At 71.8% G+C, this 23,066-nt stretch carries 19 protein-coding genes; 11 read left to right on the top strand and 8 right to left on the bottom strand.

Going from position 1 to position 23,066, the window contains the following annotated elements; translation table 11 throughout:
* Window positions 1-389 precede the first annotated feature (389 nt).
* Window positions 390-1,313, top strand: coding sequence for an NADP-dependent oxidoreductase (locus QSK30_RS28775; protein WP_285507558.1), 924 nt, complete (start codon window positions 390-392; stop codon window positions 1,311-1,313).
* A gap of 20 nt (window positions 1,314-1,333) precedes the next feature.
* Window positions 1,334-1,813: a hypothetical protein gene (locus tag QSK30_RS28770; protein ID WP_285507556.1), complete on the top strand. Its 480-nt coding sequence runs from the start codon at window positions 1,334-1,336 to the stop codon at window positions 1,811-1,813.
* Window positions 1,814-1,853: 40 nt separating this feature from the next.
* Here QSK30_RS28770 and QSK30_RS28765 read toward each other — a convergent pair whose 3' ends face one another.
* The 5 genes from QSK30_RS28765 to QSK30_RS28745 all read right to left on the bottom strand — a co-directional run bounded on the left by QSK30_RS28765 (window position 1,854) and on the right by QSK30_RS28745 (window position 5,999).
* The gene (locus tag QSK30_RS28765) at window positions 1,854-2,708 is read right to left on the bottom strand and encodes a DMT family protein (protein WP_285507554.1); all 855 of its coding nucleotides are present in this window, start codon (window positions 2,706-2,708) and stop codon (window positions 1,854-1,856) included.
* Window positions 2,709-2,840: 132 nt separating this feature from the next.
* Window positions 2,841-3,230 carry a hypothetical protein gene (locus QSK30_RS28760; protein WP_285507552.1) on the bottom strand — a complete coding sequence of 130 codons (390 nt, stop codon included), beginning with the start codon at window positions 3,228-3,230 and terminating at the stop codon, window positions 2,841-2,843.
* 88 nt (window positions 3,231-3,318) lie between these two features.
* A complete protein-coding gene (locus QSK30_RS28755) occupies window positions 3,319-3,741 on the bottom strand; it encodes a hypothetical protein (RefSeq protein WP_285507550.1) in 423 nt (140 codons plus the stop codon).
* A 178-nt stretch (window positions 3,742-3,919) separates the two neighbouring features.
* Window positions 3,920-5,578, bottom strand: coding sequence for a hypothetical protein (locus QSK30_RS28750; RefSeq protein WP_285507548.1), 1,659 nt, complete (start codon window positions 5,576-5,578; stop codon window positions 3,920-3,922).
* 136 nt (window positions 5,579-5,714) lie between these two features.
* Window positions 5,715-5,999, bottom strand: coding sequence for a hypothetical protein (locus tag QSK30_RS28745; RefSeq protein ID WP_285507546.1), 285 nt, complete (start codon window positions 5,997-5,999; stop codon window positions 5,715-5,717).
* Between the two features lie 114 nt (window positions 6,000-6,113).
* Here QSK30_RS28745 and QSK30_RS28740 point away from each other — a divergent pair, with 114 nt between their 5' ends.
* Complete coding sequence (locus tag QSK30_RS28740) at window positions 6,114-8,951, top strand: ATP-binding protein (protein WP_285507544.1); 2,838 nt, start codon at window positions 6,114-6,116, stop codon at window positions 8,949-8,951.
* A 6-nt stretch (window positions 8,952-8,957) separates the two neighbouring features.
* Here QSK30_RS28740 and QSK30_RS28735 read toward each other — a convergent pair whose 3' ends face one another.
* A complete protein-coding gene (locus QSK30_RS28735) occupies window positions 8,958-9,971 on the bottom strand; it encodes an LLM class flavin-dependent oxidoreductase (protein WP_285507542.1) in 1,014 nt (337 codons plus the stop codon).
* A 158-nt stretch (window positions 9,972-10,129) separates the two neighbouring features.
* Here QSK30_RS28735 and QSK30_RS28730 point away from each other — a divergent pair, with 158 nt between their 5' ends.
* The 4 genes from QSK30_RS28730 to QSK30_RS28715 all read left to right on the top strand — a co-directional run bounded on the left by QSK30_RS28730 (window position 10,130) and on the right by QSK30_RS28715 (window position 14,139).
* A complete protein-coding gene (locus tag QSK30_RS28730; RefSeq protein ID WP_285507540.1) occupies window positions 10,130-10,948 on the top strand; it encodes a sulfurtransferase in 819 nt (272 codons plus the stop codon).
* Window positions 10,945-12,288, top strand: a complete 1,344-nt coding sequence (locus tag QSK30_RS28725; RefSeq protein WP_285507538.1) for an FAD-binding oxidoreductase — start codon at window positions 10,945-10,947, stop codon at window positions 12,286-12,288. Before QSK30_RS28730 ends, QSK30_RS28725 begins: the two co-directional genes overlap by 4 nt.
* A 130-nt stretch (window positions 12,289-12,418) precedes the next feature.
* Entirely contained in the window at window positions 12,419-13,132 is a 714-nt protein-coding gene (locus QSK30_RS28720; RefSeq protein WP_285507531.1) for an alpha/beta hydrolase, read from the top strand.
* The gene (locus QSK30_RS28715) at window positions 13,129-14,139 is read left to right on the top strand and encodes a ketopantoate reductase family protein (RefSeq protein WP_285507529.1); all 1,011 of its coding nucleotides are present in this window, start codon (window positions 13,129-13,131) and stop codon (window positions 14,137-14,139) included. The genes QSK30_RS28720 and QSK30_RS28715 overlap by 4 nt, the downstream gene beginning before the upstream one ends.
* A 590-nt stretch (window positions 14,140-14,729) precedes the next feature.
* Here QSK30_RS28715 and QSK30_RS28710 read toward each other — a convergent pair.
* On the bottom strand, window positions 14,730-15,275 hold the full coding sequence (locus QSK30_RS28710) for a flavin reductase family protein (protein WP_285507527.1): 546 nt from the start codon (window positions 15,273-15,275) through the stop codon (window positions 14,730-14,732).
* A gap of 174 nt (window positions 15,276-15,449) precedes the next feature.
* Here QSK30_RS28710 and QSK30_RS28705 point away from each other — a divergent pair, with 174 nt between their 5' ends.
* The 3 genes from QSK30_RS28705 to QSK30_RS28695 all read left to right on the top strand — a co-directional run bounded on the left by QSK30_RS28705 (window position 15,450) and on the right by QSK30_RS28695 (window position 18,909).
* Window positions 15,450-16,349 (top strand): LysR family transcriptional regulator, encoded by a 900-nt coding sequence (locus tag QSK30_RS28705; protein WP_285507526.1) that lies wholly within the window; start codon window positions 15,450-15,452, stop codon window positions 16,347-16,349.
* A gap of 146 nt (window positions 16,350-16,495) precedes the next feature.
* Window positions 16,496-17,716: an LLM class flavin-dependent oxidoreductase gene (locus QSK30_RS28700; protein ID WP_285507525.1), complete on the top strand. Its 1,221-nt coding sequence runs from the start codon at window positions 16,496-16,498 to the stop codon at window positions 17,714-17,716.
* Window positions 17,713-18,909: an acyl-CoA dehydrogenase family protein gene (locus QSK30_RS28695; RefSeq protein WP_285507524.1), complete on the top strand. Its 1,197-nt coding sequence runs from the start codon at window positions 17,713-17,715 to the stop codon at window positions 18,907-18,909. Before QSK30_RS28700 ends, QSK30_RS28695 begins: the two co-directional genes overlap by 4 nt.
* Before the next feature lie 44 nt (window positions 18,910-18,953).
* On the opposite strand, the gene QSK30_RS28690 is transcribed toward QSK30_RS28695, so the two are convergent.
* Window positions 18,954-21,260 carry a molybdopterin-dependent oxidoreductase gene (locus QSK30_RS28690; protein WP_285507523.1) on the bottom strand — a complete coding sequence of 769 codons (2,307 nt, stop codon included), beginning with the start codon at window positions 21,258-21,260 and terminating at the stop codon, window positions 18,954-18,956.
* 150 nt (window positions 21,261-21,410) lie between these two features.
* On the opposite strand from QSK30_RS28690, the gene QSK30_RS28685 reads away from it, so the two are divergent.
* Window positions 21,411-23,063 carry an ABC transporter substrate-binding protein gene (locus QSK30_RS28685; RefSeq protein ID WP_285507521.1) on the top strand — a complete coding sequence of 551 codons (1,653 nt, stop codon included), beginning with the start codon at window positions 21,411-21,413 and terminating at the stop codon, window positions 23,061-23,063.
* Window positions 23,064-23,066: the final 3 nt, after the last annotated feature.

Below are 23,066 nucleotides of genomic sequence, written 5' to 3'. Positions count from 1 at the left end.
GCGGTGGTGAAAAAAGGGCGGGTGAAGGGCATCCCCACCACACGGCAAGTTTAGCGGTGCTCTCCCCCCACACGAAGGCAGTCCACCCAATCGAGCACAAACGTAACGGGTCTTGCGTACCAGCGGGTGCGGCATTTAGAGACTAAGAGATTAAGGGCAAGAGCATGGGGACATGGTGGGGATCAGGTTGTCCATGACGAAGTCTTGAGCCCTCGGGTTGCTTTGGTTTGGGGGATTGGTTCGGTGAGCGAGCCAGTGTCGGTTTCCGGGCGCGGTGAGGACGTGCTTGCGGTTGTTCTGTGCGTCGGAGCGCGGGGTGTGAGTCAAACGGTTGGTCACCGCTCTCACTTCAGCCAGGTGGATGGCCTGTTCCACTAGCGTCGGATGCCATGCGAGCACTGCGATTCTCCGCCTACGGCCCCACGAGTGTGCTGGGTGTGGTCGACGTTCCCGAGCCGCACGCAGGCCCGGGGCAGGTCCGGGTGGCCGTCCGGGCTTCCGGAGTCACCCCCGCCGACACCTACCTGCGCTCTGGTCGGTTCCGGGACTGGATTCCGCTGCCGTTGCCGCACGTGCTCGGCATGGACGCCGCGGGCGTGGTGGACGAGGTCGGCGCGGGGGTTGCCGGGGTCCAGGTGGGGGACGCGGTGTTCGGCATCGTCGAGCTCGCCGGGCTGGGTGGTGCGAACGCGGAGTACGCGGTGTTGGCGACTTGGGCGCGGAAACCGGATTCGTTGAGCTGGGAACAGGCCGGTGGCGCCGCCGGGAACGTCGAGACCGCGACCCGCGCACTCGACCGGCTTGGCGTGGGTCCCGCCACGACACTGCTGATCGAGGGCGCTGCGGGTGGGGTCGGCACCGTGGCCATCCAACTCGCGGTGGCCCGCGGCGCGACGGTGATCGGGACGGCGGGGGCGGGCACCCAGGACTTCGTCGCCGGACTCGGGGCAACACCGACTCGCTACGGCCCTGGGCTGCGCGAGCGGGTTGAGGCCCTCGGCGGGGTGGACCTGGTCCTCGACTGCGCTGGATCCGGTTCACTGCCGGACCTGGTGGAGATCGCGGGCAGCCCGGAACGGGTCGTGACCATCGCGGACCTCAACGCCGCTGAGCACGGCGTCCACCTGTCCCAGTCAGCGGGTCAGCACGCAGACCCGCCCGCACCACACGGCTTGGCCGCCGCCGCGGCTCTCGCCGACGAAGGTCGGTTCACCATCCCGATCGCCGCCGTGTTCCCGCTGTCGAACGCGGCCGCCGCGCACGCGCTGAGCGAGACCGGCCACGCCCACGGGAAGATCGTCCTGACACCCTGAGCGATGGTCAGGAGGGGCAAGTGGTCTATCGGCCGAGTGCGTTGTTCCGGCGTACTCCGCAGGAGCGCGCGGATCAGTGGTTGTCCTGGAACCGCGCGGACCAAGCGTTCTTCGCCGCAGGCGCCTGCCACATCCTGGCGTTCGCATTCCTGGAAACTCATCCGGACAGCGAGTTCCACCCGGTCGGCCTGTGGGCGCACGACGACGAAAGCCCGCTCCACATCTACGTCACGGACGGCGAATGGGCATTCGACCACGACGGGTGGACACCACACGCTGAGCTGCTGGCGGTCACGCGAGCCACTGAACCTGGCAAGCGCTACCAGCCGCGGCGGGTCGAGCGGGACTTGACCCTGCTGTGCGAACGGTATCCGTACCGGGCCCGGCACCAGTTCGCCCACGATCCTTGGCAGCGCGCCCTGCATTACCTCGCACGCTTCCCACCGTCGCCTGGAGCAAGGCTTGGTGTTGGCGGCAGCGGGGTGGTTGCCGGCTGCTGAACCTGTCGGGCGCGGTCCACCCGGGTGAGTCGGCGCGGTGCTACTCGGGTTTCCCCTCGGCAGGTTCCGCGCCAACCTCGCCGAAGCGGGCGAGGGCTACCGCGCCCGCCACCGCGACGACGAAGCCCGCCACCGCTACCGGGGCGAAGCCGGGGCGGGTCTCGTCGCCGAGCATGGTGGTCCCGACCAGTGCCGGGACCACGGTCTCGCCGATCACCATCATCGCCGTCGCCGCCGTCACACCACCGCGCTGCAGGGCCGAGGCGTAGAACAGGAAGGCCAGCACGCCCGCGACCGGGACCGCGTAGGCGGCCGGGTCGGACACCAGGTCGGTCGCGCCCACCCCGCTGAGCACCCGGCTGGCGATCGCCACCAGACCGAACGCCAGGCCCGCCACCAACCCCAGCAGCGGCGTCCTGGCCCGGTCGGGCAGCCGTCCCGCGGCCATGCCCAGCAGCCCGAGCAGGGCGGCGGCCGCGACCAGCGACCAGTGGAACCCGAGGCCGACCTCAACCGCGCTCTCGCCGCCCTCGGCGGATACGCCGAGCACCGTCAGCCCCAGGCACACCACCGCCACCGCGACCCACTCGCGCCACCCCAGCACCGCGCCGACCAGCCAGGTCGCCAGGACCGCGGTCACCGCGAGGCTCGCCGCCAGGGACGCCTGCACCAGGAACAGCGGCAGCACCCGCAGCGCCAGGATCTGCAGCACGAAGCCCACCACGTCGAGGCCGAGGCCCACCACGAACCGCCACTGGCCCAGCAGCCGGACCAGTAGCCGGGGGTCGACGCCGCCGTCGGTGTCCACCGCCGAGCGCGCCGCGAGCGCCTGCATCACCGCCGCGACGCCGTAGCAAACCGCCGCCGACAACGCCGCCACCAGACCCCAGACCATGAGGTCAGACCCTACGGAGGCGCACCCCGGCCCGCCACGCCGACCGGGGTGCGCCCGGAGTCGCCGACCGCTGGTGGATTTCGCGCGCCCCGGGGATCTGTTGTGCGCCAAAGCCGCCGACCGGCTGCTGGTTCAGCGTTGGCAGGTCGAGCTGGTGCGGGGCGTCAGCAGCGTGCCCAGCGGCCGGGTGAGCGAGAGGCAGCGCGGTTTCTTGCGCTGCAAGAGCACCGATGCCTGACCGGGCGCGTCCACTGAGGAGTACGGTGCCATCACCGTCAACACCGGACCACGGCAGTTCGTGCTGGTGTAGAGCGCGGCGGACCGGTCGGTGTTGTTCTCTATTCGGCGCAGGGTGTGACCCAGCGGGTAGCACACCCCGTCGCGTGGATCGACCATGCCGGCGCCGCCGTCGGCGTCGTAGTAGACGAACGTGCCCCGCGCCGCGGCAGCGATCGGAGCTGTTTGGACTACCACGCCACCCGCGAGGAGCAGACCGGCCAGGATCCGGGAAACCGTACTCATGAGCACCCTTCGTCGACGAGGAAACGCTGTGCTCACAACCTTTCCCCATGATCAGCCCAGAGCCATGGCATTCCACCCCATCGTGGGCTCAGCCCGCGTGGCGGCCCTGCGCGCCCGCGGTGACCGCAGGGCGCGCGCGGCGGCGGACGAGCGCGAGCGCGGCGGCGAGCGCGGCCACCGCTTCGGCGATGGCGCTGAGGGTCTTCTCGGTGTACCAGGTGGGTTCGTACATGTTCGGCAGCGGGCCCAGGGCGCCTAGATCGACGTAGCGGTAGAGCAGGACCGCGGCCAGCGACCCGATCGAGACCAGCAGCGCGAACGCCGCGGCCGCCCGGTGGGCAGTGAGCAGGATCAGGACCGCGGCCAGCGCGGCGACGCCCGCCTCGATCCGGAAGACGGTGCCCTGGCTGATCGTGGCGGTGTTCGCGTCGTAGTCCCCCGCGACGCTGAAGTGCAGGTAGGAGTTGACGGCCAGACCGGCCGCGGCGACCACGCGGATGAACAAGGACATCAGGTTCTCCTGAGTTCTCGGGCCTGGCACCCGGCTCGGTGAACATCCAGGTGTGTTGAGTTTCGTCGCGGACTCCACTGTGGTCTGCGTCCATCACCCGAACGAGACCGCTGCCCCACCCATCGCGAACGGCCCGCTCACCGGGGAGCGGGCCGTTCGCGGATCGGTGTGGGCTAGGTCAGCTGGTTCGGTAGTCGATCGTGTGGGTGTAGACGAGGTTGCGGGTCGAGGCGGTGACGCTGAGGCCCCGGGCCGGGCGGACGGTCTTGAACCAGTGGCTGAAGGTGTCCGACCGGTAGGCGACCATGCTGCTGAACGTGCTTGCCGGGCCGTTGTCGACCTTGCGCCACAGGTCGATGAGCGACCCCGCGACCCGGCACTCGACCTGGTCGCCGTTCTCCACGTTGGTCCGGCCTGCGGGCTTGGACGAGTCGAACCACGCGGTGGTCATCAGGTCGATGGTGCCGCCGTCGGCCCAGTAGTAGCGGCCGTCGCCCTTGGTGTAGCCGGCGATGGCGTTGGCGAAGCCCTCGGTCCACGCGCACTTCGGGCCGGTGCGGGCGTGCAGGTAGTGCGGGCTCGGGCAGTCGGAGGTGGGCCAGTAGCCGTTGTAGAGCTGGTCCATGAAGGCGTGGCCGCTCTCGTGCAGGACCAGGTGCTCGGAGTCGGGGTCGGCGTCACCGAGCAGCACGTAGCGCTGGGCCTGGGGGACCGAGTTGTTGAACCGGGCGCCCTCGGTGCTGCCCGGCTGCCAGCGCAGGGAGATCTTGGTGCAGCCGCTGGTCTGCCGCGAGGTCCAGCAGTTGGTGCCCGACGCCCGGACGTACCAGAGCAGGTTGAGCGTGTCGAAGGCGTGCCAGCCGCGCATCTGCGTGCTCGGCGGCGCGATCGTGCCGAAGTCGAGGGTCGCCCCGGAGGCGACGTTGCCCTTCGCGGCGGTGTAGGTCGTGTAGGCCGACGTGCCCGCCAGGTCGGTGACCTGCCACAGGGAGCCCGCGGTCGAGAAGCTCACCCACACCGAGTACATCTGGGTGACCGGCGCGGTGAAGCAGAGCGAGTAGCCGCCGGTCTGGTAGTTGGTGAGGCCGCTCTGGTAGGTCACGGTGGCCGCTGCGGACGTGGTCTTGCCCTGCACGTACACCGGGACGTTGCGCGCCGCGATCCAGGCGCCGGTCTTGTCGGAGACGCTGAGGTAACCGGTGGCGCAGATCTGGCCCGCGGCCGCCGCGGCGGCGGGGGCCTGCGCGGCCAGCGGCGCCGCCTTCCCATTGGTGGCCACCCTGGCCGGGATCCGGGTGACGGCCGGGCCGCTGGTGCCGCCGAGGCCCGAGCGCGAGGTGCCGGGGGTGGCGCCGACGGTGAACTCGGTCGAGGCGTGCGCGGCGTGCTTGTCGTCCGCGCCCGCGACGTCGGCCTGGATCTGCGCGGGCCCGGCGGCGAGGGCGGTGACGCGCACGCTGACCGAGCGGCCCGTCGTGGTGAGGGCGAAGGTCTGCTCCGCGACCTGGTCGAGGCCGACCGGCCGCGGCGCCGAGAGGCCGGTGCCGCCGGTCTCCAGCCGCAGGCTCGCGGGCAGCCGGAGGGTGAGGCGGGCGCCGTCCACCCGGGTCTTGGCACCGAGGGCGACGCGCACCGTGGCCGACTCGCCGACCGCGGGCAGCCGGTCGAGCGCCACCGCCGCGGAGACGCAGCTCGGCAGTCCCTCGGCGAGCGCGTCGGCCTGGGCGGCGCACGCCGCGCCCGCTCCCGGCGCGGCCGAGCTCGAGGAGTCCAGCATGACGCAGAGCGCCCCGGCCGTCACCAGCGTGACGGCGTAGCGCAGGGTTTTCGATGACATCGGAAACCTTCCCGGAGCAGGCGCTCACGGATGCAGGGGAACCGCACGCGGAGCGTGCGGGGGACACCGCGGGAAATGGCTGTCGACGTGAACGGCGGGGGAAGTCCGGTTCGGCCATGTCCCTTGTGGGGGCGATTCACCGGAAACGGCGGTCGGCGTTCGCTTCCGCCGCCGTCCAGGTCGACAGGGGTTTTTCAATTCCGGCCAGAATGGAGATGGGGGACGCCGGCCGGAACGATTGCCAGGTTATCCACGGAAAATAGGGGCCGTCAAGGTTCGGTTCACTTGACGTCAGGGCATCATTAACAATGGCCCGCAGGGTTGATTTGCGCTTCGGTGCGGGAATATTTACCAGGTAGTCCGGGTATTTTTCCAGGTAGGACCGGACAGTCAGCCACGAGGTATTTCCTCGGTGGTCCACCCGGCGCGCCGGTGATCCACCCCCCGCACCGCGCCCACCTGCGACATTGCCCCGAACGGCGGAGTGAGCGACAGTGTTCGCCTACGGATGGCGGCCACGCGCTGGAGGACGGGCATGGCACAGGCGGTCACCCCCCTCGTCGGGCGCGCCGACGAGGTCCGGGCGCTGCTGGACCTGGTGGCGGGCCCACCCGCGGTGGTGCGGGTCGTGGGCGACGCCGGGGTCGGCAAGACCCGGCTGATCGAGGAGCTGCTGGCCCACCCGGCCCTGCGCGGCCGCCGCAAGCTCGTCGGCACCTGCCAGTCGCTGCGCGAGCCGCTGCCGCTGGCCCCGCTGGTCGACGCCCTGCTCTCGGACGACTCCGTGCCCTGGACCGACCAGCCGGACCCCGTCCTCGGCGCCCTGGTCCCGCTGCTGCCGGAGCTGGGTCCCCGGCTGCCCGCCCCCGCCGCGCCGCCGGACGACCCGAGGATGGAGCGGCACCGCCGCTACCGCGCGCTGCGGCACCTGCTGGCGCTCGCCGGTCCGGCGGTGCTCGTCCTCGACGACTTCCACTGGACCGACGACGCGACCGTGGAGTTCCTCCGGTTCCTGGTCGGCCACCTGCCGCCCGACCTCGCGCTGGTGCTGAGCCACCGCCCGGGTGAGCGGTCCTGGGGGATCACCCCGCCGCGCTCCGGGGTGGCCACCGGCGTGGTCCGGCTGGAGCCGCTGTCGATCACCGAGACGGCGGCGATGGCGCACGCGGTGGCGCGCTCCACCGGGCCCGCGCCCGCGGCCGCCCTGCTGCGGTTGACCGGAGGGCTCCCGTTCGCGATCGAGGAGGTGGTGCGGGCCGCGATCGAGCGCGCCGGGCCCGGCGCCGCCCCGTGGGAGACCCTGACCGGCGACAGCTCAGCCGACAACTACGTCTCGGACGGGTACCTCGAACTGATCGGCGGCAGGTTGGCGCCGCTGGACGGTGCCGCCCGCGGACTGGTCACCGCGGCGGCGGTGCTCGGGGTGCCCACGGCCGCCGCCGAGCTGTGCGCGGTCGCCGAGGTCCGCCCCGAAGTGGGTGAGGACGCGCTGGATCGGCTCGTCGTGTCCAGGCTGCTCCAGGAGTCCGACGGGCGCTACCGCTGCACGCACGACCTCGCTGGCCACGCCGTCATCCGCACTCTGACACCCAGCGCGCTGCGCAACCTGCACCGCCGGGCCGCCGCCGTCCTGCAGGCGGCGCCGGGGGAGCCGCGGCACATGCGCGTCGGCCACCACCTCAAGGCCGCGGGTGAGCACGCGGCCTGGCGCCGCAGCGTCGAGGCTGGCGTGGACCGGGCGATCGTGGTGGGCGACACCGGCGCCGCGCTCGCCGCGCTGCGGGAGCTGCTCGACACCACCGACGACCTCGCCGAGCGCCGGCGGCTGGCGGTCAAGCTGGGCCCGGTCGCCCTCTACGGCCTGGACTTCGCCGTGACCGAGCAGGTGCTGCGCGGGCTGCTGGCCACCGTCGGGCTGCCCGTCGAGGTCCGCGGCGAGCTGCGCAAGGACCTGGGCCTGCTGCTGGTCAACCAGGCGGGCGACGCGGCCGCGGGTTACCGCGAGCTCGAGGCGGCCGTCGGTGAGCTGCGCGCGTCCAGGCCCGACCTCGCCGCCCGGGTGATGTCCTGCTTGGCCAGCACGAACGCCTGCCACCAGCACGTGCGGGTCGGCCTGCGCTGGCTGCGCGAGGCGGACGCGCTGGCCGAGACCCTCGTCGACCCGGTCGCCCGGTTCGCGTTCCTGGTCAACAAGGCCTCCGCCCTGCTGGAGTGCGGCAGGCCCGAGGCGTGGTCGCTGGCCGAGGAGGTCCTGGCGACGCCCGCGGACTTCGAGCGCGGGCAGCACCTGGTGCGGGCCTGCTTCAACTTCGCCGAGGCCGCCTGCTGGCTGGGCCACTACCGGCGGGCCGGGGACGACATGGTGCGCGGCCGCGAGCTGGCCCGGGAGTTCGCGGCGCCGTTCACCGAGGAGCACCTGGGCGCGAACGACGTGCTGCTCGACTGGCTGCGCGGCGACTGGCAGGGCCTGCGCGAGCGGGCCGCGGCCGCCGACCACGTCGAGCTGCCGCGGATCGCGGCCGGGTACCGGCTGGTCGCGGGCGCGCTCGCGGCGGAGGCGGGGGACTCCGCCGACGCCCTGCGCCTGCTGCGGGGTTTGGTCGCGGGCACGCCGCCCGCGCCACCGGTGGCTGCCGCCGCGTACGTCCTCGTCGCCGAGTCGCGCCACCGCGGGCCGATCCGCGCCGAACCGGTGCCGGAGCTGGACGCGGCGTTGGAGGTCGTCCGGCGCACCGGCATGTGGGTCTGGGCCGCGGAGGTGACCCCGGTGGCGGTCGACCTGCTGTGCCGGGTGGACCGGTTCGGTGCCGCCGAGGACCTGCTCGAGGAGCACGCGGAGGGTGTGCGCGACCTGGACTGCCCTGCGGCGGACGCGGCCCTCGTCCTGGGCCGCGCCGTGCTCGGTCACCGGCGGGGCGACCTCGACGCGGCACTGGCCGGGTACGCCGAGGCGGAGGCGGCGTTCGCGGCGATGCCCCGCCGGTTCTGGTGGGCCCGGGCCCGACTCGGGCACGGGGAGTGCGCGCTGGCGGCGGGCCAGGACGGCGTACACCTCGTGCGCGACGCCGAGGCGGTCTTCGTCGAGCTCGGCGCGACCGTCCGGGTACGGCATTGCCACGACGTGCTGCGCGCCCATCAGGCCTTGCCCACCCGCAAACGCGGTCGCCCCGCCTACGGCGACCGACTCTCGCCGCGCGAGCGTGAGGTCGCGGGTCTGGCCGCGGCGAGCCGCAGCAACCGGGAGATCGCGTCCAGCCTCGGGCTGTCCGTCCGCACGGTGGAGCTGCACGTCGCCGCGGTGCTGCAGAAGCTGCGCGTGGGATCGCGCGTGGAGATAGCGGCCGTGCTGGCCGACGCCACCGCCGACCGCTAGCCCTCGTCAGGTCGTGGGTTGCCAGCCCAGGGCGGGGCCGAGGTGGGTGGCGATGTCGGTGAGGATCTGGACGTAGTCCGCGCGGTCGAAGGCGAACGGGAGCGCGAAGGCGACCTCCGAGACCTCGCGGAACGCCGCGTGCGCGTGCAGCCGGTCCGCGATCTCCGCCGAGGTGCCCACGATGTCCGGCGCGAACATCATCCGGCGCGGGCCCTGGGGCGTGGTGGTGCGCGGTGTGCGGCTTTCGGCGTACGCCAGGTACTTCGCCCGCTGCTCGGCGGTCGCCGAGTCGGTCGGGATCACCACGAGGCCCTGCGAGACGCGGGCCTTGTCGCCGTCGGGGTGGTGGGCGCGGAACTCCCGGATGTGGGACAGCTGGATCTCCGCGAAGTCCTCCGACTCCTCCGCCTGCACCACGCTGCTGGTCAGCAGGTTCATCCCGCTCTCACCGGCCCGGCGTGCCGAGCCGAGGCTGCCGCCGCCGTACCACAGCCTGCTGCCGAGGCCGGGGGAGTGCGGCTGCACGCGGTCGGAGAAGGCCTCGAAACCCTTGGTACCGCTGAAGGTCGACGCCCGTTCGCCGCGCACCAGGTCGAGCAGCCTGCGGACCCGGGTGTGGCTGAAGTCCTCGACGTCGGCGGTGTCCGGGTACAGCGCGTCCTTCACCTCGTCGTAGTTCATCGGCGGGCCGACGCTGACGCCCGGGTTCAACCGGCCGCCGGCGAGGATGTCCACTGTGGCCAGGTCCTCGGCCAGCCGCAGCGGGTTTTCCCAGCCCAGCGGGATCACGGCGGTGCCGAGGTGGATGCGGCTGGTGCGCTGGCTGGCCGCGGCGAGCACGGCCACCGGCGAGGAGATGCCGTACTGCAGGTGCCGGTGGCGGACCCACGCGCTGTCGAACCCGAGCCGTTCGCCCAGCTCGATGACCTCGAGCGTGGTCTCGTGCCCGGCGCGCGGGTCGGCCGGGTCGAACAACCCGATGGTGAGGAAGCCCAGCTTCCGCAACGGTTCCGCGCTCACACGTCCTCCACTGTCCGGGGACTGTCCATTCTGGCAGCGCTCCACCGGGTGGGCGCGCCGGTTCCACCAGGCGGACCGGGGTGGATCACGATCGCCGATCTATGCCCATCGGAGATTCCGAGGGGTGCCCGGGGTGCGCTTGCCCCTACGATTTCGGCGTGACCGTCACCATTTCCGCACCGGAGCTGCACGCCCGGATCGCCGACACCCGCCTGCTCGACGTCCGCTGGAGCCTGGGCGCGCCGGATGGTCGACCCGCCCACGCCGCGGGCCACATCCCGGGCGCGGTCTACGTCGACCTGGAGTCGACCCTGGCCGCCCACCCCGGTCCGGGCGACGGCCGCCACCCGCTGCCCACCCGCGCCGTCTTGCAGGAGGCCGTCCGCGCCTGGGGGATCAACGACGGCGACACGGTCGTGGTCTACGACGCCGCGGGCAACCTCGCGGCGGGTCGGGCGTGGTGGCTGCTGCGCAACGCGGGGCTGCGGGACGTGCGGCTGCTCGACGGCGGGCTCGCTGCCTGGACGGCCGCGGGCCACGCGCTGGAGACCGGCGAGGTCACCCCTGAGCCCGGCAACGCGACCCTCACCGACGGCGAACTCCCGACCATCGACATCGACGAGGCCGCCACTTGGCCCGGCGTGCTGCTCGACGCCCGCGCGGGGGAGCGGTACCGCGGGGAGGTCGAGCCGGTGGACCCGCGCGCGGGCCACATCCCCGGCGCGATCAGTGCCCCCACCAGCGAGAACCTGGCCGACGACGGCACCTTCCTGCCCGCCGACGCGCTGCGCGAGCGGTTCGCCGCACTCGGCGCGCGGCCGGGGGACCAGGTCGCGGTGTACTGCGGCTCCGGCGTCACCGCCGCGCACACGATCGCCGCGCTGCGGATCGCGGGCATCGATGCGGCCCTCTACCCGGGTTCGTGGTCCCAGTGGTCCAGCGACCCCGACCGCCCGGCCGCGACCGGTGCCCGGTGAGCCTCGCCGCGCTGACCGACGACCTCGCCGCCTGGTCCACCGATCCCGACGAGTTGACCAGGGTCTCGCTCGACCGCTCGGGCGCGATCCCCGACGGACTCCCTGATCTGGTCGTCTTCGCTCGCAGCGTCGACGACGTCCAGCGCACCGTCGCGCACGCCGCCACCCACGGCGTACCGGTCGTGCCGCGCGGCGCCGGTACCGGGGTGGCCGGTGGCGCGATCGCGGGCGCGGGCTCGATCGTGCTCGACCTGTCCGGCCTCGACCGGATCGTGGAGATCCGCCCCGACGAGGCGATCGCGGTGGTCGAGCCCGGCGTGGTCACCGCCGACCTCGACGACGCGGCGGGCACGCACGGCCTGCGGTACGCCCCTGACCCGGCGAGCGCCGCGATCTCCACCATCGGCGGGAACATCGCCACCAACGCGGGCGGCCTGCGGTGCGTGAAGTACGGGGTGACCCGCGACGCCGTGCTCGCCGTGGACGCGGTCCTGGGTGACGGCAGCCTGATCAGCACCGGCCGCCGCACGATCAAGGGCGTCACCGGGTACGACCTCACCAGCCTGCTGGTCGGCTCCGAGGGCACGCTCGGGGTGATCGTCGGCGCCACCCTGCGGCTGTCCCCGCTGCCAGTCTCGACCGCCACGGCAGGCGTCTTCTTCGCCACCGCCGAGGACGCCGTCGCGGCGATAACCTTGTTGCAGCGCAACGGGTTGCGGCCGTCCACCGCGGAGCTGATCGACCAGGCCACCCTCGTCGCGATCGACGAGGCGCAGGGCAGCGACCTGCACACCCGGGGCGAGGTCTTCCTGCTCCTGCAGACCGACGGCTACGGCGCCGAGGCCGAACTGGCCGCGGCCGAACGCCTGATCCGGCCGCTGGCCACCGCCTTCGAGGCCACCACCGACCCGGCCACGGCGGACCGGCTGGTGGCGACCCGCCGGGCCGCGCTCCCGGCCATCGAGCGGCACGGCCGGGTGCTGATCGAGGACATCGCGGTGCCCCGCTCGCGACTCGCCGAGACGGTCACCGCGGTGGCGGCGATCGCGGCGCGCACCGGCGTGCGGATCTTCGTGTTCGCGCACGCCGGGGACGGGAACCTGCACCCGATCGTGCTCGCCGACAGCGCCCCACCCGAGCAGGTCGAGCGGGCCGTCGCCGCGATCTTCGACCAGGCCCTCGCGGTGGGCGGCACGCTCACCGGCGAGCACGGCGTCGGCGTGCTCAAACGCCCCTGGCTCGCCGCCGAGCTGGGCGAACCGGTGCTCGACCTGCACCGGCGGGTCAAGGCCGTGTTCGACCCGGCCGGGATCCTCAACCCCGGCAAGGCCATCCAGTGACGGCCGGTTCCAGTGATGACGATTCGTGATGGCTCACCATCACGAACGCGCATTGGACCCGCGCGGACCCGTGCCCATAGTTTCGCCACTGCCGCCCTCGCGTGCCCTGCCCACCCACTACGGAGCCCTCGTGACCGCCACATACGACATCCCGCCCCACCTGGCCGCCCGCGCGACCGTCGTGGTGCTGCCCGGCCGCGGCGAGGACGCCGCCGTCTACCAGCGCCTCGGCCTGCGGCTGAGCTTCGACGCCTACCGGGTGCACGTCCTCGACGACCCGACCGGCGACCCGGCCGCCGCCACCGCGACCGTCAAGGCCCTGCTCGCCGACGAGGCCGCCCCGCACGTGCTGCTCGGCTCCGACACCGGCGCCCTGTTCGCGGCCCTGCTCGTCGCGGAGCGCAGTGTCACCGTGCAGGGCCTCGTCTTGGCGGGCCTGCCGGTCGGCCAGGCGTCCCAGGTCGAGCAGGACTGGGACGCGGAACTGGAAGCCCGCACCACCTGCCCGACCCACCGGGCCCGGCTCACCGACGACTCCGAGTTCCAGCGCGGTGCCCTGTGGACGGCCCCGCCCGCGGACTGGATCGAGCGCGCCAACCCGACGGCCATCCCGGTTCCGGTGCTCGGCGTGCACGGCGCAGCCGACACACTGTCCACAGTGGATGATGTGCGCGATTGGTACGGCCGGCTGCCGCATGGCGAACTGATCAGCCTCGCCGACACCGCCCACGACGCACTCAACAACCAGACCCACCGCACAGCCGCCGCCGTGGTCGTCCGCTTCCTGGAACGCTTGCGACTCGGCTCCGACCTCCCCACCATCGAACGCGTGGAGGCACTGTGACCCGCTACGTGGTCATCGGCGCAGGCGCGGTCGGCGCCACCACAGCCGCCGAACTGCACCTGACCGGCCGCGAAGTCGTACTGGTCGCCCGCGGCGCACACCTCGCCGCCCTGCGCGAGACCGGCCTGCGCTACATCCGCCCGGACGGCACAACGACGTTGCAACTGCCGGTGGTCGGCGAGCCCGCCGAACTGGAACTGCGGCCGGACGACGTGCTCGTCCTGGCCACCAAGACCCAGGACGCCGACACGGCACTCGCGGCCTGGGCCTGGCAACCGGTCGGCACCGGCGTCGCGGCTACCGAGCTCCCGGTCCTGACACTCCAAAATGGACTCGACAGCGAACGAAGTGCCCTGCGCCGCTTCAGCACAGTGTTCGGTGCTGTGTCATGGTCCCCCGCCACGCACGTAGCCCCTGGCGAGGTCATCTCACCGGCCGCACCGATCGCGGGCGTCTTCTGGGCAGGCAAGTACCCAACCGGCACAGACCCCCGCCTCGACACGATCGCGACCGACTTCACCGAGTCCAACCTGGGTTTCGAGATCGTGCCCGACATCGTGTCCTTCAAGGCGGGCAAGCTGATCTCGATCCTGCCCAACGCCCTGGACGCGCTCTACCCCGACTCACCCTTGCGCACCCGGGCGGGCGAACTCGTCCGACAGGAGGCCCGGGAAGTGCTCGCGGCGGCCGGCATCCGGGCTGCGAACGTGGCGGAGGAGAGCACGCAGGACCTCTCGGGATTCGTGTCCCAGCCAATCCCCGGCCACGAACGCATCGGACACTCCACGTGGCAGAGCCTGGTCAGGGGCGCCACCGTGGAATCGGAGTTCCTGAACGGCGAGATCGTCCTACTGGCCCGACTCCACGGACACGAGGCACCGGTCAACGCAGCGGTATTGGCACGGATCGGGCGTGCGGTGGCCCAGCGAACCCCGGCCCGCTCACTGGACGACAACGACCTGGTGACCATCCTGCCCGAACTGAACACGGTGCCCGAGCCGGCGTAGACGCCTCTGGAGAGAGCCCTAAATCTCTGAATCTCTCAATCTCTAAATGCCGAGCCCGCTGGTACGCAAGACCCGTTACGTTTGTGCTCGATTGGGTGGACTGCCTTCGTGTGGGGGGAGAGCACCGCTAAACTTGCCGTGTGGTGGGGATGCCCTTCACTCCACGCTTTTTCCCCACCGCGGTGCTCTAGGGGCCCCGCGCGAAGGCAGTCCAGCCAATCGAGCCCCGCTCTTGCTCGGGCAGCTCATGGGATGTGCTGCCCTGGGGTCGACGCCACGGGTGGCTTGTAGACATGGGTTGCCCGAGGAAAAGATAGGGGGCTCGATCTAGTGAACTCGCTTCGTGTGGGGCCCCTGGAGCACCGCGGTGGAGAGCAAAGGGCAGGGAAGGGCATCCCCACCCACGGCAAGTTTAGCGGCACTCTCCCCCCACACGAAGCGAGTCCACTAGATCGAGCATTCGTAGCGGGACTTGCGTTCCAGCGGGGTCGGCCTTTCCGCTGCGGTTTGGTGGGGGTGGGATTCAGTTGAGTTTGTGGGTGGGGCTGGTGGGGAGGCTCCACTGTGGACTATGGCCGTGGGCCGTGGGGTCAGGTGGGGCGGTGTAGGCCGAATCCGCTTCGGTGGAAGACCAGTGGTCTTTTGTGTTCGACGTGCGCTACCGCGTGCAGGCGGAGTAGGACGATGGTGTGGTCGCCTGCCTCTACCTGGTGGTGGATCGTGGTGTCGAACCAAGCGACACCGTCGGGCAGGGTTACTGCGCCGTTGTCGTCGGTGGTGGTGTCGAGGTTGGCGAAGCGGGTGTCGGCCGGGCCTGCGAGTTGGCGGGCGACTCGGTCGTGGTGGTCGGCCAGCACAGTCACGCCCAGGTGGTCTGCGCGGCGTAGTGCGGGCCAGGTTCGGGATGTGGTGCTGATGGCGAAGGAGACCAGGGGTGGGTCCAGGGACACCGAGGTGAACGAGCTGGCGGCGATGCCGACCACCTGGTTGTCCACGCGTGCGGCGACGGCGACGACGCCGGTTGGGAAGGCGCCGAAGGCGGCGCGCAGGACGCCCTGGTCGAGGTCCTGGGGGAGGCCCGCGAGTGCCGTGTCCGTTGTGCGTGGATCTCGGGTGACCTCGGTGGGACGACTCATCTTGTGCTCCTTCCGCTCCGAGTCCACCATCGCCCGGGGTGGGTGGGCGTGTCCAAGAGCCTTTCGCGATCACATCCCATGCGCAGGGGTTATGGGTTGGCAAGGGCCTCGGCCCGCGTTCTCACATGCCGGTCAGGCATATGGGATGGTGGCTCGATCAGCTCTAATCGGGACATGACGAACTCGCTCGACCTGGAACACTTGCGCACGCTCGTCGCGATCGCCGAGTGCGGCGGGTTCAGCAAGGCCGCCGCGGTGCGCCACATCAGCCAGCCGGCGCTGAGCCAGCACGTGCGGCTCCTCGAGCGTGGGCTCAAGCGCAAGCTGTTCGAGCGGGACGGGCGCAACATGCGCCTCACCCACGAGGGTGAGCGGGTACTGGCCGAGGCGCGGCGGATCGTCGAGGTCCACGACGCGTCGCTGCGCAGGTTGCAGGCGCGGCCCAGTCAGACGATCGTGGTCGGCTCCACCGAGCACAGCGCGGGGCAGATCCTGCCGGAGATGATCCGGGCGCTGCAGGCCGCGTTCCCCGACTGCGCGACCCGCTTCGAGATCGGCCGGTCGACCCAGCTGGCCGAGTCCGTCGGCAAGGGCACGGTCGACTTCGCCTTCGTGCTCGACCCGGGCGGGCAGGGCCCCGGGCACCTGGTCGGGCGGTTGCCGCTGGTCTGGTACACCGCGCGCGGCTGGCAGCCGCCCGGGCCGGGAGAGACCTGGCCGCTGATCGCCTTCGAGGAGCCGTGCGGCCTGCGCGAGCGGGCGCTCTCGATCCTGACCGGCGAGGGGCGCCACGTCGAGGTCACCGCGCAGTCGACGACGCTGGAGGGCGTCCTCGCCGGTGTCCGTGCCGGTCTCGGTGTCGCGCTGCTGCCGAGCACGGGCAGCCGCCCGCCGGGCCTGACCGTCTGCGGCGAGCTGCCCGACGCGGGCACGACCCACCTGCGGATGGTCGCCCGCCGGGGCCTGGCGTCCGAGGTGGAGCAGACCGCGCTCTCGGCCGGGGTGGAGTTCTTCGCCCAGCGCCCGCACCTGCAGCTCGTGCCCGCCGCGGACACCGTCGCCCAGGGGGCCTGACCAGTCGATCACAGCGCCTGACCCCGTGGACACCGTGCCTGACCCCGTCGACAACAGTGCCTGACCCCGTCGATAACGCGGACCTATCGGAACCCATCGCGCTCTTGTCTTGGACGCCCGCCCGGGCCGCGCCATACGTTCGAGCGGTGACCAGCGCACCTGCTTTCGACCAGAAGATCCCGGAGACCGCCTCGCCCGTGGTCGAGTTCATCAGCCTGTCGCACCTGAACCCGTCGACCGAGCTGAACCCGGTCCCGAGCCGGGGGATCGACCTGGCGTACTTCCGCACCTACGTCCGATCCCTGGAGGAGGGCGGGTACGACTACACGCTGCTGCCCTACGGCTCCAACTCCGCGGACTCGTTCGTCACCGCCGCGGCCGTCGGCCAGCTCACCGAGCACCTCAGGCCGATCGTCGCGCTGCGCCCGAACACGACCATCCCGCAGGTCGGCGCCCAGAAGCTCGCGACCCTCGACCAGCTCACCGAGGGCCGGGCGGTGGTCCACCTGATCTCCGGCGGCAGCGACGCCGAGCAGGCCCGGCACGGCGACTACCTGCCCAAGGACCGCCGCTACGCGCGCACCTCGGAGTACATCGACGTGCTGCGGCGCGCCTGGACCGAGCCGGCGCCGTTCAGCCACGAGGGCGAGTTCTACAAGTTCGACGACTTCGGCCCCGGCTTCGCGCCGTACGCAGGCCCCATCCCGATCTCCATCGGCGGCCAGTCGGACGAGGCGTTCCAGGTCGGCGGCGAGAAGGCCGACATCTTCAGCTTCTGGGGCGAGCCGCTCGACGACCTGCGCGCCGAGATCGAGCGCGTCCACGCGATCGCCGGGGCCGCGGGCCGCACCACGCTGCCGCGCATCTGGGTGACCTTCCGCCCGATCATCGCCAAGACCGACGAGCTGGCCTGGCAGAAGGCCCACGAGTACGTCGCCAAGATCGCCGACACCTTCGCCAAGTCCGCCTACGGCAAGCAGAGCCTGGTGCAGAAGGGCTCGCCGCAGAACGTCGGCTCGCAGCGGGCACTCTCGTTCGCGGAGAAGGCCGACCTCTACGACCGGGCGCTGTGGACCCGGACCGCCGCGGTCACCAACGCCGGTGGTGCCTCCACCGCGCTGGTGGGCTCGCCGGAGACGGTCGCGGCCGCGATCCTCGACTACGTCGACCGCGGCGCCGACCTGGTGAGCATCCGGGGCTACGACACGCTCGCCGACGCCGTGGACTACGGCAAGCACGTGCTTCCCCTGGTGCGCCAGGAACTCGCCCACCGCGCGGCGACCGGCACGCGCGGCACGCTCCAGGCCGAGCACCTCGGCAACTACGCCGAGCCGTACCGCCGCTACGCCACGGCGGGCCAGGCGTGACGAGCACCCCTGTCCTCGGCCTCCCCGTCCCGGACCTCACCGACGACGCGCTCGCGGCGGTCACGGCCGAGATCGCCGAGACCGCGGCGGAGTACGACCAGAGCGGCGCCGTGCCGGTGCGTGGTCTCGCCGCCGCGCACCGCGCGGGCCTGCTCACCGCCACCGTCGGAAAGCGTTATGGCGGAGCGGAAGCAGGCCCGCGGGACACCGCCCGCATCCTCACCGCACTCGGCGAGGGCGATCCGTCGGTGGCCTTGATCGCGGCGAACACGCTGATGGCGCACACGGCCCAGGCCGTCAACGCGCACTGGCCAGCGGCCCTCTACGACGACCTGCTGGAGCGCTCGATCGCGGGCCCGGCACCGGTCAACGCCATCCGGGCGGAGCCGGAACTGGGCGCCCCGGCCCGCGGCGGGCTGCCGAAGACGACGGCCCGGCGCAGCGCGTCCGGCTGGGTGCTCGACGGCCACAAGTCCTACGCCACCGGCGGTGCGGCCCTGGCCTACCACCTGGTGTGGGCGGTCGCCGACGAACCGGGTGGGAACCCGGACGCCCCGCGTGTCGGCCACGCGATCGTCCCCGGCGACCGGCCCGGCATCACCTGGCACGACACCTGGGACCACCTGGGCCTGCGCGCCTCCAACACCCACGACGTCCGCTACGAGGCGGTCCAGCTGCCTGCGGGGTCGTTCGTCGAGATCCCGCGCGGGCCCGACGGCGTCTACCGGGACCCGGCGGCCACGGCCGGACCGAGCAGCTTCGGTCACCCGGCCCTGTACATCGGTGTCGCGAGGGCGGCCCGGCAGGCGTTCGCGGACTTCGCCCGTTCGCGCGTGCCCACCGCGCTCGGCCGCCCCATCGCCACGACCGAGCGCATCCAGTCGGTCGCGGGGGAGATCGACCTGCAGATCGCCCAGGCGGAGACGTTGCTGCACGGCGCTTTGCTGCGCGTCGAGGCCGGGGACGAGACCGTCGTCCCCCAGCTCTCGGTGATCAAGGTGGCGATCGGCCGCGCCGCCGTCACGGCGGTGCAGACCGCGATCGCGGCCCTGGGCAATCCCGCGCTGTCCCGCCGGAACAGGCTGGAGCGCCACCTGCGTGACGTGCTGTGCGTCCGCGTCCACCCACCCCAGGAGGACGCCGCCCTGGTCGCGGCAGGCAAGCGGGTACTCCTCGCACCCAGTGCAGGTTGAGCTCTGCACGCGCCCAATCGGCCCCCGACGTGGTGGAACCGCTCTTACCGTGGTGAGAGCGGTTCTCCCGTTTCCTGTCCCTCGAAGACGGGCGGTTCGTAGGCCCGGACCGGTGGCACCGGTCCGTCGTAGCGGGTGACCGCCACCAGCACGTGGGCGCCGCTGGTGGCCTGGGTCAAGGTCGACGTGGCGACGTCCCGGGTCAGGACGTTCACGTTCCCGTTGACGCAGTCCGCGACGGATGGCGCACTCGGGTCGTACCAGGCCCCGGTGTGCATCTGGGCCACCCCCGGCAGCAGGGCGTCGGAGACGACGACGCCCGCCAGCAGGGTTCCCTGGGCGCTGCGCACAAGGGCCACGTCGCCGTCCGTCAGTCCCCGGGCCGCCGCGTCCGAGGGGTTCAGGCGCACCGCCTCCCGGCCGGCCACCTTGGTCGACTGGCTGGCGGCGCCCATGTCCAGTTGGCTGTGCAGTCGGTGCGAGGGCTGGTTGCACAACAGGTGCAGGTCGAACTCCGCCGCCAGTGTGGAACCCCACCACTGCGAAGGTTCCCGCCATTGCGCGTGTCCGGCGAAGTCCGGCAGGTCGAAGCCCGCCACCGTGGCCGAGAACAGCTCGATCCGCCCGCTCGGGGTTTCCAGCGGGTGGGATACCGGGTCCTCCCGGAACGAGGAGAAGACCGTGTCCTGATAGGGGATCTGCGGTAGGTCGACGCCACCATCGCGCCAGAACTCGGCGAATGACGGGGCGGGCGGTGAGCCAGGCGCGGCGCGCCAGGTCGAGTAGATCCGCTCCAACCACTGCGACGAGTCCAGCCCCTCGGCGAAGTCCGCGCCCAGTCGCGCGGCCAACTCCGTGTAGATCCAGAACTCCTCCCGGGCCTCCCCACGAGGTGGCACCGCGCGCGGCGAAGCGCGCAACCGGCTGTCGCCCGCCCCCGCTGCCAGGTCATCACGCTCCAATGTGGACGCCACCGGCAAGACCACGTCCGCGTGCCGGGCGGTCGGCGTCCAGTGCGTCTCGTGCACCACGAAGGTGTCCAGAGTGGACAAAGCGCGGCGCAGCCGCCGGAGGTCCTGGTGGTGGTGGAACGGGTTGCCGCCCGCCCAATACGCGAGCCGCGTCTCCGGCAGTCGCACGACACCGCCGTTGTACGGGATCTCGGTGCCGGGATTCAGGAGCAGGTCGCTGATCCGCGCGCACGGGATGAAGTCCGACACCGGGTTGCGCCCCTGCGGGAACGTCGGCAACGGCGGGCCCGCGACCCCGACCCCGTAGTCGCCCATCGACCCGAAACCGTGCGCGAATCCGCCGCCGGGCAAGCCGATCTGGCCGAGGAACGCCGCCAGCGTCAGCGCCGCGAACACCGCTTGTTCCCCGCGCTCGCCGCGCTGCAGCGAATACACGACGTTCACCAGCGTGCGACCGGCCGCCATCCGGCGGGCCAACGAGCGGATCACCGCCGCGGGCGTCCGGCTGATCCGCTCGGCCCACTCCGGCGTCTTGGCCACCCCGTCCACCGAGCCCAGCACGTACTGCCGTACCTCGTCGGCGCCGACCGTGTACCTCGCGAGGAACTCGTCATCGGCTAGGCCGTCCACGACCAGCACGTGCACGAGGGCGAGCATGACTGCGGTGTCCGTGGCGGGCATGACACCCACCCACTCGGCGCCGAGGTCGGTGAAGGCGTCGTCCCGCTGGGCGGACAGCGCCACCACCTCGGTCGTGCGCCCCACGGCCCGGGCGAAGTCCGACCCGACGTGCCGGGCGTGCCCGCCGGGCACCACCCACGTGTTCGACCGCCGCACACCGCCGAAACTCACCAGCAGGTCCGTGTGCGCGGCGATGTCCGCCCAGGACACGGGTTTGTGCCGCAGGTCGAGCGTGCCCCGCGCGCCGATCAGGTGCGGCAGCAGCACCATGCTCGCGCCCCGGCTGTAGTCGTTGACCGAGCGCGTGTAGCCGCCGATCCGGTTCAGGAACCGGTGCAGCTGGCTCTGCGCGTGGTGCAGCCTGCCCGCGCTGCCCCAGCCGTAGGACCCGCCGAAGATGGCCTGGTTGCCGAAGGTCGACCGCACCCGCTCCAGCTCACCCGCGACCAGGCCGAGCGCGGTGTCCCAGTCCACCTCGACGAAGGGTGTGTCACCGCGGCTGGAGTCCTTGCCCGGCCCGTGTTCGAGCCACGCGCGCCGCACACTCGGCCGGGTCACCCGCGAGCGGTGCCGGTGGCCGTCGGCGACGTTGCCGATCGCGGGCGCGGCGTCGGGGCCCTCGGGGTGGGCGGCCAGCACGTCACGGCCGTCGGCGGACACCTCCACCCGGTAGGTGCCCCAGTGCGAACTGGTACTCACCGCCCCGATGCTAGCCAGGCCCGCGGCCACCGTTGATAAGACTCCTGGATGGGATCCGATCCCCATTTCGTCTTGGACCCCGCGCGGGAGCCGCTCCTAGATTCGTCCCATCCCCCACCTCATTTCGACCCGTTTCGAGGAGAGAGCCCCGTGCAGACCTCACGCCGAGTCCGTCCACCCGGCCGCACATCGCGGATGATCGTCGGCCTGGCCGCCGTCATCGGCCTGGCCGCGTGTGCGCCCGGCGGTGCGGCGAGCTCGGGGGGCTCCGCCGAACCCAAGCAGGGCGGCGCCGTCACCTTCCTCATCGACTCGCTCGGTGACACCTGGATCCCGAACAACAGCGCCATCTCCAGCTTCCAGGGCCACATCTGGGGCCACCTCACCGACAAGCTCGTCTACGTCGACGAGAAGGGCGCGGTGAGCCCCTGGATCGCGCAGAGCTGGGAGCAGAACACCGACGCCACCCAGTTCACCCTCAAGCTGCGCTCGGGCGTCACGTTCTCCGACGGCACGCCGCTCGACGCCGCCGCCGTCGTGGCCAACCTCGACATCTGGTCCAAGGGCGACCCGACCCGGGGCATCAACCCCATCGGGCTGTTCCCGAAGACCTACAAGGCGTCCGAGGCCGTCGACGCGACCACGGTCAAGGTCACCTTCAACGCCCCGACCCTCGGCTTCATCCCCACCCTGGGCTACCACGGTTCGATCCTGATCTCGCCGAAGACCATCGCGCTGCCCGCCGCGCAGCAGGCCGACCTGTCCAACGACCTGGGCAGCGGCCCGTTCGTGGTGGCCTCCTGGAAGCAGGGCGACAGCGTCGTGCTCAAGAAGCGCGCCGACTACGACTGGGCGCCCAAGGCGCTGAGCCACCAGGGACCGGCCCGGTTGGACACGATCACCTACAAGCTCGTCGCGCAGCCCTCGGTGCGCACCGCCGCGGTCCAGTCCGGCCAGGCCGACGTCGCCTACAACCCGTCCCCGCAGGAGCTGGCCTCGTTCAAGGCCCAGGGCTTCACCACCGCGACCCCGCGCTACCTCGGCTTCGTCAACGGCTTCGCGGTGAACACCAAGGTCGCGCCGTTCGACGACCTGCGGGTCCGGCGGGCGCTGCAGCACGGCATCGACCGCAAGGAGATCATCTCGACGGTCTACACCGAGGACTGGCTGCCCGCGCAGTCGTTCTTCCAGAGCAACGTCCCCGGCTCGACCGACCACAGCGCCGACTTCGCCTTCGACGCGGCCAAGGCCAACGGCCTGCTCGACGAGGCGGGCTGGGCCAGGGGCGCCGACGGCCTGCGCGCCAAGGACGGCAAGCCGCTCGAGCTCACCCTCTACGCCAACCCCTACCTGGCCACCGCCAAGTCGGTCGACGAGCTGGTCGCCCAGCAGCTCAAGAAGATCGGCTTCAAGGTCGCCATCCAGGCCTTCGACGTGGTGACCTACGGCGAGCGGGTCAAGGTCAACAGCCCCAGCGTGGCCGCCTACGAGGTGACCCGCAGCTTCATCGACGCGGGCACGGTGGCCGGTGTGCTGACCGACGCCAACAAGGGCGAGAACTGGTTCGGCCTCGGTCAGAGCGACCCGAAGCTGGTCGAGCTGGCGACCGGGGTGGCCCGCGCCGCCACCGTGGAGTCCCGCGCGCCGCTGCTCGACCAGTTGCAGGGCCACGTGCTCCAGCAGGGCTACTTCGTCCCGCTCACCCAGATCGTGCAGCGGATCTACCTGCAGTCGCCGAAGGTGCACGGCGTGACCTACAACGGTTTGGCCTACGCCAACTACTACACCGCCTGGATCGGCTGACGG

It is taken from the genome of Actinokineospora sp. NBRC 105648 (genome assembly GCF_030269645.1).
In the GTDB taxonomy this organism is placed as follows: Bacteria; Actinomycetota; Actinomycetes; order Mycobacteriales; family Pseudonocardiaceae; genus Actinokineospora.
Note: the sequence above shows the minus strand (reverse complement) of the source record. Positions and strands in the feature narration are given on the sequence as shown.

What these genes read in the sequence shown, in the direction of transcription:
- QSK30_RS28710 (WP_285507527.1), bottom strand. Translation starts at nt 15,275, where the DNA reads ATGAGTCGTCCCACCGAGGTCACCCGAGATCCACGCACAACGGACACG.
- QSK30_RS28750 (WP_285507548.1), bottom strand. Translation starts at nt 5,578, where the DNA reads ATGTCATCGAAAACCCTGCGCTACGCCGTCACGCTGGTGACGGCCGGG.
- QSK30_RS28765 (WP_285507554.1), bottom strand. Translation starts at nt 2,708, where the DNA reads ATGGTCTGGGGTCTGGTGGCGGCGTTGTCGGCGGCGGTTTGCTACGGC.
- QSK30_RS28705 (WP_285507526.1), top strand. Translation starts at nt 15,450, where the DNA reads ATGACGAACTCGCTCGACCTGGAACACTTGCGCACGCTCGTCGCGATC.
- QSK30_RS28775 (WP_285507558.1), top strand. Translation starts at nt 390, where the DNA reads ATGCGAGCACTGCGATTCTCCGCCTACGGCCCCACGAGTGTGCTGGGT.
- QSK30_RS28755 (WP_285507550.1), bottom strand. Translation starts at nt 3,741, where the DNA reads ATGTCCTTGTTCATCCGCGTGGTCGCCGCGGCCGGTCTGGCCGTCAAC.
- QSK30_RS28760 (WP_285507552.1), bottom strand. Translation starts at nt 3,230, where the DNA reads ATGAGTACGGTTTCCCGGATCCTGGCCGGTCTGCTCCTCGCGGGTGGC.
- QSK30_RS28740 (WP_285507544.1), top strand. Translation starts at nt 6,114, where the DNA reads ATGGCACAGGCGGTCACCCCCCTCGTCGGGCGCGCCGACGAGGTCCGG.